This is a genomic window from Streptomyces sp. NPDC088707 (assembly GCF_044752725.1).
In the GTDB taxonomy this organism is placed as follows: domain Bacteria; phylum Actinomycetota; class Actinomycetes; order Streptomycetales; family Streptomycetaceae; genus Streptomyces.
Window position 1 is genome coordinate 135,609 of the sequence record NZ_JBIVLV010000010.1, and the last position, 15,626, is coordinate 151,234.

The window sequence follows — 15,626 nt, forward strand, 5'->3', positions numbered from 1 at the left end:
CCCCGTAGGCCTGATCCCTGACGGCCGCGCCCCGTACGTCGTCTGACTCCCGCCCTGGTTCCGCTGCTCGTCAGCGGAGCCAGGGCAGGTCCGCGTCCGCGTCCGCGGGTTCGAGACCCTCGGCCATGACGCGCATGATCGCGCCGAGCTGCTTCACCTGATCGGGGGAGAGGCGGTCGAAGAGGGCCTGGCGGACCGCCGTCACATGGCCGGGGGCGTTCTGCCGGAGGACCTCCATGCCCTCGTCCGTGAGCCGGGCGAACTGGCCCCGCTTGTCCGAGGGGCAGTTCTCGCGTCGTACCCAGCCGTTCTTCTCCAGGCGGGCGATGGCGTGGGAGAGGCGGGATCGGGTGATCTTGGCGCTCTTGGCCAGCTCGGTCATCCGCAGCCGGCGGCGCGGGGCCTGGGAGAGCTGGATGAGGAGCCCGTAGTAGATGTGCGGCATCCCGGCGTCGCGCTGCAGCTGGCGGTCGAGGTGGTCCTCGAGGAGCGTGGTGGCGTGCAGGTACGCGCGCCAGACGTGCTGCTCCTCGTCGGTGAGCCAGCGGGGTTCGGTCATGTCTCCCATGGTGCCCAATCGTACGACTCATTCTTGAAAGTTGAACTACATAGATCTACGGTGTGGAGCAGGACGCTTGAAGTTTCAAGAACCTGCCCCAGATCGAGAAACCGGAGGTGGTCGCCATGGACGCCACGCTGGAAACAGAGGCCACGCGCGCCCGGATGCCCGCCCTGTACCTGTCCCACGGCGCCCCGCCGCTCGCCGACGACCCCGTCTGGCCCGGAGAACTCGCCGCCTGGTCCGCGGACCTTCCGCGTCCCAGGGCCATCCTCATGGTCTCCGCCCACTGGGAGGAGGCCCCGCTGGCCCTCGGCGCCACCGAGACCGTCCCGCTCGTCTACGACTTCTGGGGCTTCCCCGAGCACTACTACCGCGTCCAGTACGCGGCCCCCGGCGCACCCCGGCTCGCCGAGGCCGTCCGCAAGCTGCTCCGCGCGCCCGGCCACCCCGTGCAGGACATCCCCGACCGGGGCCTCGACCACGGCGCGTACGTGCCGCTCGTCGAGATGTTCCCGGGCGCCGACATCCCCGTACTCCAGATCTCCATGCCCACCCTCGACCCGCGCCGCCTCATGGACATCGGACGCAGGCTCGCCCCGCTCCGCGACGAGGGCGTCCTGATCGTGGGCAGCGGGTTCTTCACCCACAACCTGGCCGCCCTCCGCCACACCGGCGGCGGGGTGCCGGGCTGGTCGGCCGAGTTCGACGCCTGGGGGCACGAGGCCCTCGCCGCGCAGGACGTCGACGCGCTCCTCGACTTCGAGCACAAGTCGCCGGCCGGGCGCCTCGCCCACCCGCGTACGGAGCACTTCGCCCCCCTGTTCGTCACGATGGGCGCGGCGGACGCGGCGGGCGACCTCGACGCGGAGCGGTCGGTCATCGACGGGTTCTGGATGGGACTCGCCAAGCGGTCGGTGCAGTTCGGGTAGGGGTGTCCTGCCCTGGGGGCCGGGTCCCGTCGTCCGAGCCGGGTCCCACCGTGCACGAGCTCACTGGAGCAGTGGTGGATTCAGTTCGATCGAGCGGGTCGCGGCGGCCAGGGCGAGCGGGTCGCCGACGTCGAGCGCCGTGTCGGTGAACTTGATCGTGTGGTCGTCGCCGTGCGCCGCCGCCCGCTCGAAGACCTCCTCGGCGGTGAGGAGGGTCGGCGTGTACGCGGCCGGCTCCGGCGGGGTGTACGCGGCGGTCACCGCCGCCGCGGCCGTCCACGCCGCCGCCAGACTCGGCGCCCACAGTTCGCGGGGGAGCGCGGGCAGGGCGCGCAGGACCGCGTTGGGCGCGGTCGCCGCGTGGACCAGCATGATCGGCTCGCCGTGGCCGTGGGTCGCGTACCGGTGCGTGGCCGCCGTGACCAGCTCGGTGAGCAGGACCTTCGCGGTGTCGGGGTCCGAGGCCGCGCCCCAGACCGGGAACGCCGTCAGCTGCGGTAGCCGGTCACGGATTCCGCCCTCCTGCACCGGGACCGGCGGCACGGCGTCGAGCGCGGCGGCCGCCGTCGGCGCCACGGCCAGCGCGGCGAGCGGCGGCAGCGGCTTGTTGCGGGCCGCCCAGTAGCCGAGGGCGTGGGCGAGCTCGGCGAGGCGGGGCGCGGTCGTTCCTCCGCCCCCGGACGCCTTCTCGGACTCCAGGAGGGTCCGTACGGCGTGGCCGGTACGGATCACGGGGTGCGTCGCCGAGGCCGAGATCCCCGGCAGCAGCCGGGGCCACCACGTGGCGAGGACCTCCCGCCAGGGGTGCGCGTCGAGCTCGCGGCCGAAGAAGCGGGTCCAGTCGGTGATCCGGACCGGGTCGCCGAGCGCCTCGCGCCAGCCGTCGGCGGTCACCGGCCGGGACGGCGGCGGCAGCTCCTCCAGCTTGTGCGCGTAGTGATCCAGCCAGCGGTGCACGGCCCGGGCCTGACCGTTGCGGACCAGGGCCTCGACGGCCATGGGGGCGTGGTTGGTGAGCCACCCGTTGCGCTCGGGGCCCGTGGTGTGGAGACGTTCGAGGGCTTCGTCGAGGGTGCCGGATGCGTCGGTGCCGGATGCGTCGCTCATGGGGGCGACGCTAGGCCGGGGGACGGGTGGGCCGTAACGGGCTCGGGACCTAGTCCGGGAGGCCGAGAGGGCTCCGACCACGGGCGCGCAACCCGATGGCCCGCCCACGCGTCTTGAGGGATGACACCGCATGTGATCGCGGTCTCACCGACGGCGTGGTCGGGGACCCCGCGAGCGGCGTCGAATCACCCCTCGTGCCCGGTCTGACCTGCACCTCCGTGGGTTCCGGAAGCATGCCCGCAAGGGCGGCGGCCGCGCAGGATACTGCATGATCGCGAAAATCCATGCGACGGGTGGGAATTCTGTCCTGATTCCAGTCGTTGTTTCCGTCGGATGCAGGGCACCCGAAAGGTGTCGCGACCTACTCAGCAAGGGAGCACGCATGGCAACCCGTGCCGTCGCCCGTCGTCAGACCTCCGCCAAGAGCGGGGCCGCACGGGCAAGCAGCGTTCGCGCCGTGGGCGGGGAGATCGCCGACCGCGACCTGGTCGGCATGTACCTCGACGAGATCGCGCGTACGCCCCTGCTCGACGCCGCCAAGGAGGTCGAGCTCTCCCAGACGATCGAGGCGGGCGTCTTCGCCCGGCAGATACTCGACGGCGAGGTGGAGACCGAGGCCGGCGGCGCGTCCCGCGAGGAGCTCGAAGCCCTCTACGAGGCGGGCGAGCGTGCCAAGGACCTCTTCATCAAGTCCAACCTTCGGCTCGTGGTGGCCGTCGCCCGGCGCTACCCGCGCAGCGGGCTGCCGCTCCTCGACCTGATCCAGGAAGGGAACGCGGGCCTGGTGCGCGCGGTCGAGAAGTTCGACTACGCGAAGGGCTTCAAGTTCTCCACGTACGCCACGTGGTGGATCCGCCAGGCCATCACCCGGTCCATCGCCGACCAGTCCCGCACGATCCGGCTCCCCGTCCACCTGGTGGAGGAGCTCGGCCGGATCCGCCGGGTGCAGCGCGAGTTCAACCGGGAGCACGGGCGCGAGCCGGAGCCGGCGGAGATCGCGGCCGAGCTGGACACCAAGCCCGAGCGGGTCGTCGACGTGCTCGACTGGGCGCGCGACCCGGTCTCGCTGAACATGTCGGTGGACGACGAGGGCGAGACCCAGTTCGGCGACCTCCTGGAGGACACGTCGGCGATCTCGCCCGAGCAGTCGGTGCTCACGCTGCTGCGCAGCGAGGAGCTCGACGACCTCATCGACAAGCTGGACCACCGGACGGCCTCGATCATCCGCATGCGGTACGGGATCGAGGACGGACGCGAGCGGACGCTGACGGAGGTCGGCAAGCAGCACGGTCTGACGCGCGAGCGGATCCGGCAGATCGAGAAGCACGCGCTGCTCGAACTGAAGAAGATGGCGCACGACACGGGCTTCGACGCGGTGGCCTAGGGCGGCCGGGGCGCGCGGTGCGGGCCGGGACCTGGGGCGAGCCCCCGGGCCCGGCCCGCATCCGCACCGTGTGCGGTCTGTCCCCCGCGGTGCGCCGCACTCCCTGCTGCCACCGACGGCGCGGGGGACCCGCGGCTGCGCCCTGCCGGGCGCAGCCGTCCACCCCGTCCTCACCCCACCGTCGACGCCGTCAGCCGCGCGGCCAGGTCCTCCACGTACGTCAGCAGTGACGGTGGGCTCTGGATCGTGAAGGGGGCGTCCACCAGGGCCAGGCGGATGGCCAGCCATTCGACCGAGTCCGCCGAGCGGGTGCGGAGGCGGCAGCTCGCCGGGCCCGTCGCCGTGGGGACCAGGTGGGACGGGAGCCGCGCCGTGACGAAGTCGGCCGGCGCCTCGAAGGTGACGTCCAGGTCGAGCTCCGGCTGCGCCCGCGACATCGAGCGGACCAGGAGCTGTGCCGCGTCGCCCGCCGGCAGCTCCCGCGGTGTGAAGCGGGCCCCCGTCGCGAGCGGGTCGCTCACCCGGTCCACCCGGAAGGTCCGCCAGTCCTCCCGCCCCAGGTCGTACGCCACCAGGTACCACCGGCGCCCGGTGGAGACCAGCCGGTAGGGCTCGACCAGGCGCTTCGACTCCGCCCCGTCGCCCGCCCGGTACCCGAAGCGGAGCTTCTCGCGGCCGGTGACCGCGCCGGCGAGGGTGGTCAGAGTGGCGGGGGTGACCGTCGCACCGTCCCCCCGCGTCAGCGGGAGCGTCGCGTTCTGCAGGGTCGAGACCCGGTGCCGTAGCCGCGCCGGCAGGACCTGCTCCAGCTTCGCCAGGGCCCGTACCGACGCCTCCTCGACGCCCTCGATCGCGTGCCCCGCCCCCGCCCGCAGCCCGACCGCGATGGCGACGGCCTCCTCGTCGTCGAGGAGGAGCGGCGGCATGGCCGTACCGGCGACGAGCCGGTAGCCGCCGACCGCGCCGAGTGTCGCCTCGACGGGATAGCCGAGGTCACGGAGCCGGTCGATGTCCCGGCGGATGGTGCGCGGGGAGACCGAGAGCCGTTCGGCGAGCTCGCTTCCGGGCCACTCGCGCGGGGTCTGAAGGAGCGAGAGCAGATTCAGGAGTCGTACCGGGGTGTCCGTCATACGTCTCAGGATGAGGGCCATCTAGGACATCATTTGACCTAGATGGCCTTTATCTTCTCCGTATGAGTGCACACGACGCCGACGCCGTCACGGACGCGGCCCCCACCGACACGTCCGACAAACGACGCTGGATAGCCCTGGCCATCGTCATGACGGCCGCCTTCATGGACCTGGTCGACGCCACGATCGTCAACATCGCGATCCCGAGCATCGAGCGGGACCTCGGTGCCTCCTTCGGGGCCATCCAGTGGATCACCGCGGGGTACGCGCTCGCGTTCGCCGCCGGTCTGATCACCGGCGGCCGGCTCGGCGACATCTACGGCCGCAAGCGGCTGTTCCTCCTCGGCACGGCGGGCTTCACGCTCGCCTCCGCTCTCTGCGGCTTCGCGGCCAACCAGGAGATGCTGGTCGGCTCCCGCCTGCTCCAGGGCGCGGCGGCCGCGATGATGGTGCCGCAGGTGCTGTCGATCATCCACGTCACCTTCCCCGCGCACGAGCGCGGCAAGGTCTTCGGCATGTTCGGCGCGATCATCGGTCTGGGCGCGGTCTCCGGTCCGCTGCTCGGCGCGCTGCTCACGCAGTGGAACATCGCGGGCCTGGAGTGGCGCCCGATCTTCCTCATCAACCTGCCGGTCGGCATCGCGGGCCTGCTCCTGGGCCGGAAGTTCATCACCGAGTCGAAGGCCCCGAAGGCGCTCAAGCTCGACATGGTGGGCGTCCTGCTCGTGACGGCCGCGCTGCTGATGCTGATCTACCCGCTGACGCGCGGCCGTGAGCTGGACTGGCCGCTGTGGGGCCACCTGATGATGGCCGGCAGCCTGGTCGTCTTCGGCGCGCTCGTCGCGTACGAGAAGTACAAGACGAAGAAGGACGGCTCGCCGCTCGTCGAGCTGTCGCTGTTCAAGGTGAAGAGCTTCGCCGCGGGTATCGCGGTGCAGCTGACCTTCGGTGTCGTGATGGGCATCTTCTTCCTGGTCTGGACCCTTTACATGCAGATCGGCCTGGGCTGGAGCCCGCTGCGGGCGGGTCTGACGGGTGTGCCTTTCTCCATCGCGGTGTCGACGGCGGCCGGTCTCTCGGTGCAGAAGCTGGTGCCGCGCTTCGGCCGGAAGGTGCTCCAGGCGGGCGCGCTGACGATGATCGCGGGCGTGCTGCTCTACCTCTTCGAGGCGGGCCGGTACGGGACGGAGATCGAGTCCTGGCAGATGATTCCGCCGCTGGTGGTCATGGGTCTCGGCATGGGTCTGATCGTGGCGCCGCTGACGGACGCGGTCCTGTCCGAGGTGCCGAAGGAGCACGCGGGCTCGGCCTCGGGTCTGATCAACACGACCGGGCAGATGGGCAACGCGCTCGGGCTCGGCCTGGTGTCGGTCGTCTTCTTCGGCGTGATCGACGGCAAGCCCGCGCCGAAGTCTCCGACCGAGGCGGGTCTGGCGTTCGCCGACGCCTTCCAGAACGCGATGGGCTGGGTGGCGGTCGTGCTCGCCGTGATCTTCCTGGTGATGTTCGCGCTTCCGGCGAAGCCGAAGCAGCACCTGGAGGGTGGCGACGGCGGCGACGACGGCGACGCCGTGATCGAGAAGGAGCCGGCGCTGGCGCACTGAGCCGTCCTTCGGCGCGTAGCGCGGGCCGCCGGACGCACTGAGCCGGCCGCACGTAGGGCCCTGGTCCCGGGGAATCGCCCCGGGAGCAGGGCCCTTCGTCCTGTCCGGGGACGGACGGATGTCCGTTCCTGCCCGCTTCAGTGCCCGAGTCCGTTTACTTGAGGGAAACTCGGGCGTAGCCTGACCCTGAAACCACAGGTTCGGGCATCGAACGGACGTAAACCCTTATGTACGCACCGGAGCGTCAGCAAGAGATCCTGCGGCTCGCCCGCGAGAGCGGACGCGTCGATGTCCTCTCCCTCGCCGAGGAGTTCCAGGTCACCGCCGAGACCGTACGGCGCGACCTCAAGGCCCTCGACCGGGCCGGGCTCGTCCGCCGGGTCCACGGCGGCGCCATCCCCGCCGGACGGCTCGACTTCGAGCCCGACCTGGCCGAGCGCGAGTCCACCGCGGCCGACGAGAAGGACCGCATCGTCCGGGCCGCCCTCGCCGAACTGCCCGAGGAGGGCAGCGTCGTCCTCGACGCCGGCTCGACCGTCGCCCGGCTCGCCGCCGAGTTCCCGCTCGACCGCGCGCTGACCGTCGTCACCCACGCCCTCCCCGCCGCCGCCCGGCTCGCCGACCACCCCGGCATCGACCTCCACCTGGTCGGCGGACGCGTACGGCACCGCACCCGGGCCGCCGTCGACGCCTGGGCGCTCCGGGCGTACGGGGAGATCCGCGCCGACGTCGCCTTCCTCGGCGCCAACGGCTTCTCGCCCGCACACGGACTCACCACCCCCGACCTCGCCGAGGCCGCCGTCAAGCGGGCGGTGATCGCCTCAGCCCGCCGGGTCGTCCTCCTCGCCGACTCGGCCAAGCACGGCCAGGAGCACTTCGCCCGCTTCGGCGACCTGACCGACGTCGACCTGCTCATCACCGACCGCGGCCTCACCGACGAGGACGCCGCCGCCATCGAGGCGGCCGGAACGGAAGTCGTCCGCGCATGATCCTCACCGTCACCCCCAACCCCTCCCTGGACCGGACGTACGAGGTTCCCGCGCTTCAGCGCGGCGAGGTGCTGCGCGCCGGTGCCGAACGCGTCGACCCCGGCGGCAAGGGCGTCAACGTCTCGCGGGCCGTCGCCGCCGCCGGCCACCGCACGGTCGCCGTGGTCCCGCTCGGCGGGGCCCCGGGCGCCCTCCTCGCCCGACTCCTCGCGGGCCGGGGCATCGAGGTCGCGCCGGTGCCGGTCGCCGGGCACACCCGCTCGAACATCGCGCTCGCGGAGCCCGACGGCACGCTGACGAAGATCAACGCGCCGGGTCCCGAGCTGACGGAGGAGGAGTCGGAGACGATCCTGGCGACGGTCGGCGCGTACTCGCCGGCCGCCGAGTGGATCGCCTGCTGCGGCAGCCTCCCGCGGGGGCTCGCCCCCGAGTGGTACGCCCGGCTGGTCACCCGCGCGCACGGCGCCGGGTCGCGGATCGCGCTCGACACCTCGGGCCCTTCCCTGCTCGCGGCCCTCGCCGCCCGCCCGGACGTCGTCAAGCCGAACGCCGACGAACTGGCGCAGGCGGTGGGCCGCCCGCTGACCACGGTCGGCGACGCGGCGAAGGCCGCGGGGGAACTCCTTGAACGGGGCGCGGGCGCGGTCCTTGCCAGCCTGGGCGCCGACGGCCAGCTCCTCGTCACCGGCCAGGGCGTCTGGTACGGCTCCGCGCCCGTGGCCGCAGTCCGCTCCAACGTCGGCGCGGGCGACGCCTCCCTCGCGGGCTTCCTCGCCGCGGGCGGCGAGGGACCCGAGGCGCTGGCGGCCGCCGTGGCCCACGGAGCGGCCGCGGTCCAACTGCCCGGAAGCGAGATGCCCACCCCGGGCGACCTGAACCCGGCGGCGGTCACGGTGACCGCCGACGTACCCCTGGACCTCACCCTCAGCGAGCAAGGGAGCCCGCGATGAGCAGGATGATCACCGCGGACCTGGTCGATCTCGACCTGTCCGCCGACACGAAGGAGGCGGCGGCCCGTTTGCTCGCGGAGCGCATGGCCGCCCTCGGCCGGGTGACCGACCTCGACGGCTTCCTCGCGGACGTCGCGGCACGCGAGGCCCAGATGCCGACCGGCCTGGACGGCGGCATCGGCATCCCGCACTGCCGCAGCGCCCATGTCACGGAACCGACCCTCGCGTTCGGCCGCGCGACGGAGGGCGTCGACTTCGGCGCCCCGGACGGCCCGGCGGACCTGATCTTCCTGATCGCGGCCCCGGCGGGCGCGGACGACGCCCATCTGACGATCCTCTCCTCGCTGGCCCGGCACCTGATGGACGAGGAGTTCACGCGCGCGCTGCGCGGCGCGGCCTCCCCGGCGGAGGCGGCGGCGCTGATCGCGGGGGAGGAGGCGCCGGGGGCCTCGGAGGCGGCCGGCGTCTCGGAGGCGGCCGAGTCGGCGTCCGGATCCGAGTCGGGGTCCGGATCCGAGTCGGGGTCCGGATCCGAGTCGGGGTCCGGATCCGAGTCGGGGTCCGGATCCGGGCCGAAGCCCGCATCCGAGCCCGAGCCGGTGCCCGCGCCTGCGCGTGAGCCCGAGCGGGAGGGGGAGGGGGCTCGGGGCGGCGCGCCCTTCCGGATCGTGGCCGTCACCTCCTGCCCCACCGGTATCGCCCACACCTACATGGCAGCCGAGTCCCTGGAGAACGCCGGCCGCGCCGCCGGCGTCGACGTGGTCGTCGAGACGCAGGGATCCGCCGGGTTCACCCGGCTCGACCCTGCCGTCGTCGCCGCCGCCGACGGCGTGATCTTCGCGCACGACGTGCCCGTACGGGAGAAGGAACGGTTCGCCGGAAAGGCCACCGTCGATGTCGGCGTCAAGGCGGGCATCAACCGTCCCGCCGAACTCATCGCCGAGGTCAGGGAGAAGGCCGCCCGAGGCGAGGTCTCCGCCCCCGCCACGGCAGCGACCCCTGTCGACAAGGCGGGCGAGCCCGGCGAGGGGTACGGCACCAAGCTCCGCAAGTGGCTCATGTCCGGCGTGAGCTACATGGTTCCCTTCGTCGCCGCAGGCGGCCTCCTCATCGCCCTCGGTTTCGCCATCGGCGGCTGGGACATCGACAAGGCCCCCTCGGTCACCGAGCACTTCGTCTGGGGCCAGACGGACAGCTGGGCCGCCCTGATGTTCCAGATCGGCGGGCTCGCGTTCAGCTTCCTCGTACCGGTCCTCGCGGGCTACATCTCGTACGGGATGGCCGACCGCCCCGGTCTCGTCCCCGGCTTCGTCGGCGGAGCCATCGCGCTCACCGTCAACGCCGGCTTCCTCGGCGGCCTCGTCGCCGGTCTGCTCGCCGGCGGCACCGTCCTCGCCATCCAGCGGGTGCGGATCCCCGCCGTCCTCAGAGGCATCATGCCGGTGGTCGTGATCCCGCTGCTGTCCTCGATCGTCGTCGGCTTCCTGATGTTCCTCGTCGTCGGCAAGCCCATCGCCTCGCTCCAGAAGGCGCTCACCGACTGGCTGTCCGGCCTCTCCGGGGCCAACGCCGTCATCCTCGGCGTCATCCTCGGCCTGATGATGTGCTTCGACCTCGGCGGCCCGGTCAACAAGGTCGCGTACGCCTTCGCCGTCGGCGGCCTCGCCAACCCCAACGAGGGGTCCCTCAAGGTCATGGCCGCCGTGATGGCGGCGGGCATGGTGCCGCCGCTCGCGATGGCCCTCGCCACGACCGTCCGGGGCCGGCTCTTCACCCGTGCCGAACGCGAGAACGGCAAGGCGGCCTGGGTACTCGGGGCCTCGTTCATCTCCGAGGGCGCGATTCCGTTCGCCGCCGCCGACCCGCTGCGGGTCATCCCGGCGACGATGGCGGGCGGCGCGGTCACCGGCGCCCTGTCGATGGCCTTCGAGTGCACCCTGCGAGCCCCGCACGGCGGCCTGTTCGTGCTGCCGCTGATCGGCAACCCGCTGCTCTACCTGCTCGCGATCGTGGCAGGCACGGTCGTCAGCGCGGGTGTCGTCATCCTCCTCAAGGGCCTGCGGAAGCCTACGGAGGGGGCGGCGGCGGAAGCTGCCCCGGTGCCGGCTCAGGACTCGGCTCAGGACGGCGAACAGGCCCCGTCCGGGACCGGGGTGGCCGCGGCGGCCTGACCCGGTCCCGGCCCGGGGCCGGTCACGAGGGGCGGTGCGGTATCGGCGAACGCGCCGCCCCTCGGTGTGTCACCGCTCCGTCAGGAGCGGTTCATCGTCCTCGGGAGACGGTTCGGCCCGCCACTGAAGGCCAGGTCGCCCTTGAACTCCTTCCCTGCTTGGGTCCGCAGAGTCGGGATGGCCGTCTGGGGCGACCAGGGCTCGACCCAGTCGAAGTTCCCTCCGTTGGTGTCCCCGTGCGTCTGCCACACCGTCCCGTCCGTGGTGACCACCTTGATGTAGGCGTCGTTGCCCTGGTCCGTGATGGAGATGCCGCAGGCGTTGGCCGGGTAGTTCGAGGGACGGCCGTCGGGCAGGGCGTCGGTCAGGTCCGTCCACGTGATGCCGCCGCCCGTGGTCGTGGCGATACCGGCGTACGCCTTGCCGTTGATGAGGGCGGCGCTGAACTCCTCGGTGTTCGAGGGGGCGTAGCTGTCGATCTCGTAGCAGGAGGACGGACCGGTGGCGCCGGTCGCTCCGGTGGCACCCGTGGCGCCTGTGGCGCCTGTGGCACCTGTGGCACCCGTCGCACCGGTGGCGCCCGTGGCGCCTGTGGCGCCCGTGGCTCCGTCAGGGCCGGTCGCGCCCGTGGCACCGGTCGCGCCGGTCGCTCCGTCGGCGCCGGTGGCACCCGTGGCGCCGGTCGCGCCCGTCGCCCCGTCAGCCCCGGTGGCGCCTGTCGCCCCAGTGGCACCCGTCGCCCCCGTGGCACCTGTCGCTCCAGTGGCACCGGTCGCCCCGGTGGCGCCGGTGGCGCCGGTCGCGCCCGTCGGTCCCGGAGGGCCGGGAGGTCCTGTCGGGCCGACGTTGCAGTCGTCGCCGCCACCGCCCGGGACCGCACGCAGAGCGGCGGTCGGCCCGCCCTCGACCAGGGGCTGGATCTGCTCGTCCAGGAACGCCTGGAGGGAGTCGGTCGAGGGAGAGCCGCCGGCCGCTTCGGCGTGGCGCGGGCCGTCCTGCTCCCACGGCGGGGGGCCGTCCTGGTGGTGCGGGGGCGGTCCGTCCGGGTGGTGCGGGGGCCGCTCCTCGCAGTGGCCGCCCGTCGACTGGTCCGTCGTCACCATGTCCGAGGCGCCGAGTCCGGGGGATTCGGGCCGTGTGGTGGCCATCGCCGGTGAGGCGAAGCCGGTGAGAACGAGTGCGACCGAGGCGACGGCCCCGCCGGCGCGCCAGGGGCGTCGTCGGGGGAGCGGGCCGAGCGGGGACCTGGTCCTGGCATCAGGACGCATGCAGTGCTCCTTCCTCCACCGGATCCGATCCGGTGCGAGTGAGGTCCGAGGAAGCGGAACTCCTACTTCCGTTAATTGGTTTATCGGACCGCACCTGCGGGGACTTGACGGTCTCGCGCCACTCTCAACGCCATGGCCTAGCGCGGACAGTCGAATGGATGCGTACGCGACGGCGAACTTCGAACGGCCCGTCGGCGCGCCGCCACGGGGCGCGCGGGCGTCGTCCGTAGGGTCGCCCCCCGATCGCTCCCCCCGCCCCGCTCCCCGCTCCCACCGGAGGTGGTGTTGCCGTGAAGCCGTCCATCTGCCTGTGCATGATCGTCAAGAACGAGGCCGCAGTCATCGAGCGCTGCCTCGCCTCCGTCCGCGGTCTCGTGGACACCTGGGTCATCTCGGACACGGGGTCCACGGACGGGACCCAGGAGCTGATCCGGACCTCCCTCGCCGGCATCCCGGGCGAGCTGCGCGAGGAGCCGTGGGTGAACTTCGGCCACAACCGCACCCTGAACATCACGCACGCCCGCGGCCGCGCCGACTACCTCCTGCTCCTCGACGCCGACCACGTCCTCCGCCAGGACGCCCCGCTGCCCGAGCTCACCGCCGACGGCTACATGCTCCGGCACGAGGGAGCACTGGAGTACCGCATCAAACGCCTGGTCAGGGACGGTCTGCCGTGGCGGTACGAGGGCGTCACCCACGAGTACCTGACGGCCGACGGGGACCGCGTCCAGGAGAACCTCGACGCCCTCGTCATCGTGGACCACGCCGACGGCGGCTCACGCCACGACAAGTTCGAGCGCGACGCCCGCCTCCTGAGTGCCGAGCTGGAGCGTGACCCGGCGAACCCGCGCACCGTCTTCTACCTGGCGCAGACCTACCGTGACCTCGGCCGCGCCGAGGAGGCCGCCGACCTCTACGAGCGCCGCGCGGCCATGGGCGGCTGGGGCGAGGAGGTCTACTACTCCCTGCTCCAGTCCGGCGTCCTCCGCGCCGAGTCCGGCGACTGGCCGGCCGCGATGGACGCGCTCTCCCGCGCCTGGGAGTCCCGGCCGGACCGTCTCGAGGCCTGCTACGAGCTGGTGGCGCGGCTGCGGAAGATGCGCCGCTACCGGGCGGCCCACGCCGTGGTCTCCGCCGTGCTGGACCGGCAGCAGCCCGACGACCTGCTGTTCCTGCAGCCGTGGGTGTACCGGTGGGGGCTGCTCTTCGAGTACTCGATCACCGCCTACTGGGTCGGCGACCACGCCGCCTCCCTCGCCGCCTGCGACCGGCTGCTCGGCCTGCCGGACCTGCCGGAGACGTACCGCGAGCAGACCCGCGCCAACCGGGCGTTCGCCGTGGAGCGGCTGGCGGAGGCGGCGGACGTCCCCGCGCTGGTCTGAGCCCCGGAGTCGTACGGGGGCGGGACGGGGCGCGGGGACAGCCGCAGGGCAGCCACGGGGACGGTCGCGAGGACGTCAGCGGACCCGGGAGCGGGACTCCATCGCGTCGCGGGCCGCGCGCTCGTCCTCGTACACCTCGCACATGTGGCGTCCGTCCGGTGTCGCCGTGTGCTCGACCTCCCAGAGACTCATCTCGCTGCCGTCGAGCAGCAGGAACTGGTGCTCGTAGAGAGTGAAGCCGGCGCCCCGGCCCCCCTCCACCGGGCAGTGGCGGCCGAAGGCCTGGGTGATGTGGTGGGCGAAGGCCAGCCGGAGCCGGCGGGCCGTCGCCTGGCCCGGCCGGTCCGCGTTCTCCGCCCGCCGCAGGACGCGGCGCGCGTGGTCGGCGGAGTTGTCCGGCACGTACATCCGGGGCTGGGCGGGTATCGGGCGGGCGAGCAGCGCGCTCAGCAGCTCCAGGTCGTCGTCATCGCCGAGGGCGCGGCCGTCGGAGTGCTCGGCGGTCCAGCCGGGCAGCGGGCCGGTGGGGAGGCGGGAGGCGGCGAGCCGGGCCTCCGACTCCTCGGCGTACAGCTCGTGCTGCTCGGCGCCGTCCCGGCCGGCGTTGTGCGTGAGCTCCCAGAGACTGAGGGCCGAGCCGTCGCTCAGCAGATACGTGTGGCGGTAGGTGGCGCGGTGCAGCGACGCGCTGTGGTGCGAGGAGTGGAGCGCGCTGGAGTGCGCGAGCGCCGTGCCGAGGCGCTCGACGGTCGAGTCGGGCAGGTCGAAGGAGTTGAGCGCCCGGCCGAGGAGCCGCTCAAGGTGCGTCTCGGTCGTCTCGTACGGATCGTGAGGATCCTGCGGATCGTTCAAGAGGGTCTCCAGGCCGTCGCCGCATGTCACTTGGTGCTTGCTTAACGTAGTCCCTGGGTCCGACATCGCGTCCGGGGTTCCGGAAAACGAAGGGAGCCGGAGGGAAGTTCCCGGCCTGTCCGGGCCGTTTCGGCTCAACTCCCTTGTAGTTACCGGGAGTACGGCTCCGATCGCGGTCAGCTCGCCGCGTGCGGACCGCCGTAGAGCTCGCTGTACGAGGGGAAGTCCCCGCCCGGCCCGCGTAGGCCGCCGGGGGCCGCGAGCACCGCCCGGACGATCGCCCGCGCCACCAGGTCCGCGCCGGCCGCCAGGATCTCGTTCAGAGCAAGCGGACCGGGACCTTCCGGCAGTTCGCGCGCCCCGGTGGCGAGGGTGAAGACGGTGTCGCCGTCGTTCATGAGGTGCACCGGGCGCAGGGCGCGCGCGATGCCGTCGTGCGCCGTGCCCGCGACCTTCTGCGCCTGCGCGCGGGTCAGCGCGGCGTCGGTCGCGACGACGGCGAGCGTGGTGTTCAGCGGGGGCGGGGCCGCAGCCTCCCGGGCCTCGGCGAGACGCCGCAGCGCGGCCTGGTGCACCGCCGGATCGGGGAAGGAGGGCAGGCCGCCGGGCATGGAGCCCCCGGGACTCCCAAGGCTCCCAGGGTTCCCGTAGTCCCCGTAACTCCCGTACAGGGCACCCGTGGCCGGATCGACGGCCGAACCGACCGCGTTCACCACCACGAGGACGCCGACCGTGATCCCCGACTCCAGGACGGTGCTCGCCGTGCCCACCCCGCCCCGGAGGCCGCCGACCACGGCGCCCGTGCCCGCGCCGACCGCGCCCGTCTCCACGCGCGCGTGGTCCCCGCTCGCGTCGGCCGCCTCCACCGCCGCCCGCCCCGTCGCCGGGCCGGGCCTGGCCGTGAAGTCGCCACCCCTGCCCAGGTCGAAGACGCACGCGGCGGGCACGACCGGCACGACGTGGGAGGGGTCGGGGCCCACCCGCACGCCCCGGTGCCGCTCCTCCAGCCAGGCCATCACTCCGGCGGCGGACTCCAGGCCGTACGCGCTGCCACCGGTCAGGACGACGGCGTCGATCCGCTGGACGACGTTGCGCGGGTCGAGCGCGTCCGTCTCCCGCGTACCCGGCCCGCCGCCCCGTACGTCCACGGCGGCGACGGCACCGCCGACCGGCGCGAGCACCACGGTCGTACCGCTCAGAGCCCCGTCGCCCGCCACGCGCGCGTGCCCCACGCGCAGTCCGCGCACATCGGTGATCGAGTCCGTCGTCCCGTGCTGTTCGGGCTGTGTCATGTCCCC

The 15,626-nt window shown here is 72.9% G+C and carries 13 protein-coding genes; 7 read left to right on the plus strand and 6 right to left on the minus strand.

Features of this window, described 5'->3' with window-relative positions; all coding sequences use genetic code 11:
• Positions 1–70: 70 nt before the first annotated feature.
• The gene (locus tag ACIP84_RS28085) at positions 71–559 is read right to left on the minus strand and encodes a MarR family winged helix-turn-helix transcriptional regulator (protein ID WP_401801362.1); all 489 of its coding nucleotides are present in this window, start codon (positions 557–559) and stop codon (positions 71–73) included.
• A gap of 125 nt (positions 560–684) precedes the next feature.
• Between ACIP84_RS28085 and ACIP84_RS28090 the strand changes: the two genes are divergently transcribed.
• Positions 685–1,491: a dioxygenase gene (locus tag ACIP84_RS28090; RefSeq protein WP_055602683.1), complete on the plus strand. Its 807-nt coding sequence runs from the start codon at positions 685–687 to the stop codon at positions 1,489–1,491.
• 60 nt (positions 1,492–1,551) lie between these two features.
• Here the strand turns inward: ACIP84_RS28090 and ACIP84_RS28095 are convergent, their stop codons facing one another.
• Positions 1,552–2,598 carry a questin oxidase family protein gene (locus ACIP84_RS28095; protein WP_401801365.1) on the minus strand — a complete coding sequence of 349 codons (1,047 nt, stop codon included), beginning with the start codon at positions 2,596–2,598 and terminating at the stop codon, positions 1,552–1,554.
• 382 nt (positions 2,599–2,980) lie between these two features.
• Between ACIP84_RS28095 and ACIP84_RS28100 the strand changes: the two genes are divergently transcribed.
• Positions 2,981–3,982, plus strand: a complete 1,002-nt coding sequence (locus ACIP84_RS28100) for a sigma-70 family RNA polymerase sigma factor (protein ID WP_355964081.1) — start codon at positions 2,981–2,983, stop codon at positions 3,980–3,982.
• Positions 3,983–4,152: 170 nt separating this feature from the next.
• On the opposite strand, the gene ACIP84_RS28105 is transcribed toward ACIP84_RS28100, so the two are convergent.
• A complete protein-coding gene (locus ACIP84_RS28105) occupies positions 4,153–5,112 on the minus strand; it encodes a helix-turn-helix transcriptional regulator (RefSeq protein WP_401801368.1) in 960 nt (319 codons plus the stop codon).
• Positions 5,113–5,174: 62 nt separating this feature from the next.
• On the opposite strand from ACIP84_RS28105, the gene ACIP84_RS28110 reads away from it, so the two are divergent.
• The 4 genes from ACIP84_RS28110 to ACIP84_RS28125 all read left to right on the plus strand — a co-directional run bounded on the left by ACIP84_RS28110 (position 5,175) and on the right by ACIP84_RS28125 (position 10,826).
• Positions 5,175–6,716: an MFS transporter gene (locus tag ACIP84_RS28110; RefSeq protein WP_401801370.1), complete on the plus strand. Its 1,542-nt coding sequence runs from the start codon at positions 5,175–5,177 to the stop codon at positions 6,714–6,716.
• 227 nt (positions 6,717–6,943) lie between these two features.
• The gene (locus tag ACIP84_RS28115; protein WP_401801373.1) at positions 6,944–7,705 is read left to right on the plus strand and encodes a DeoR/GlpR family DNA-binding transcription regulator; all 762 of its coding nucleotides are present in this window, start codon (positions 6,944–6,946) and stop codon (positions 7,703–7,705) included.
• Positions 7,702–8,655, plus strand: a complete 954-nt coding sequence (gene pfkB / locus ACIP84_RS28120) for a 1-phosphofructokinase (RefSeq protein WP_401801375.1) — start codon at positions 7,702–7,704, stop codon at positions 8,653–8,655. The genes ACIP84_RS28115 and pfkB overlap by 4 nt, the downstream gene beginning before the upstream one ends.
• Entirely contained in the window at positions 8,652–10,826 is a 2,175-nt protein-coding gene (locus ACIP84_RS28125) for a fructose-specific PTS transporter subunit EIIC (RefSeq protein ID WP_401801378.1), read from the plus strand. The genes pfkB and ACIP84_RS28125 overlap by 4 nt, the downstream gene beginning before the upstream one ends.
• An 80-nt stretch (positions 10,827–10,906) precedes the next feature.
• Here ACIP84_RS28125 and ACIP84_RS28130 read toward each other — a convergent pair whose 3' ends face one another.
• The gene (locus tag ACIP84_RS28130; RefSeq protein WP_401801381.1) at positions 10,907–12,094 is read right to left on the minus strand and encodes a hypothetical protein; all 1,188 of its coding nucleotides are present in this window, start codon (positions 12,092–12,094) and stop codon (positions 10,907–10,909) included.
• Positions 12,095–12,384: 290 nt separating this feature from the next.
• Here ACIP84_RS28130 and ACIP84_RS28135 point away from each other — a divergent pair, with 290 nt between their 5' ends.
• Entirely contained in the window at positions 12,385–13,476 is a 1,092-nt protein-coding gene (locus ACIP84_RS28135; RefSeq protein WP_401801384.1) for a glycosyltransferase, read from the plus strand.
• A gap of 75 nt (positions 13,477–13,551) precedes the next feature.
• Here ACIP84_RS28135 and ACIP84_RS28140 read toward each other — a convergent pair whose 3' ends face one another.
• Together ACIP84_RS28140 and ACIP84_RS28145 are read right to left on the minus strand one after the other, a co-directional pair.
• Complete coding sequence (locus tag ACIP84_RS28140) at positions 13,552–14,394, minus strand: DUF6227 family protein (RefSeq protein WP_401801386.1); 843 nt, start codon at positions 14,392–14,394, stop codon at positions 13,552–13,554.
• 110 nt (positions 14,395–14,504) lie between these two features.
• Positions 14,505–15,620, minus strand: coding sequence for a P1 family peptidase (locus tag ACIP84_RS28145; RefSeq protein WP_401801389.1), 1,116 nt, complete (start codon positions 15,618–15,620; stop codon positions 14,505–14,507).
• Positions 15,621–15,626 lie beyond the last annotated feature (6 nt).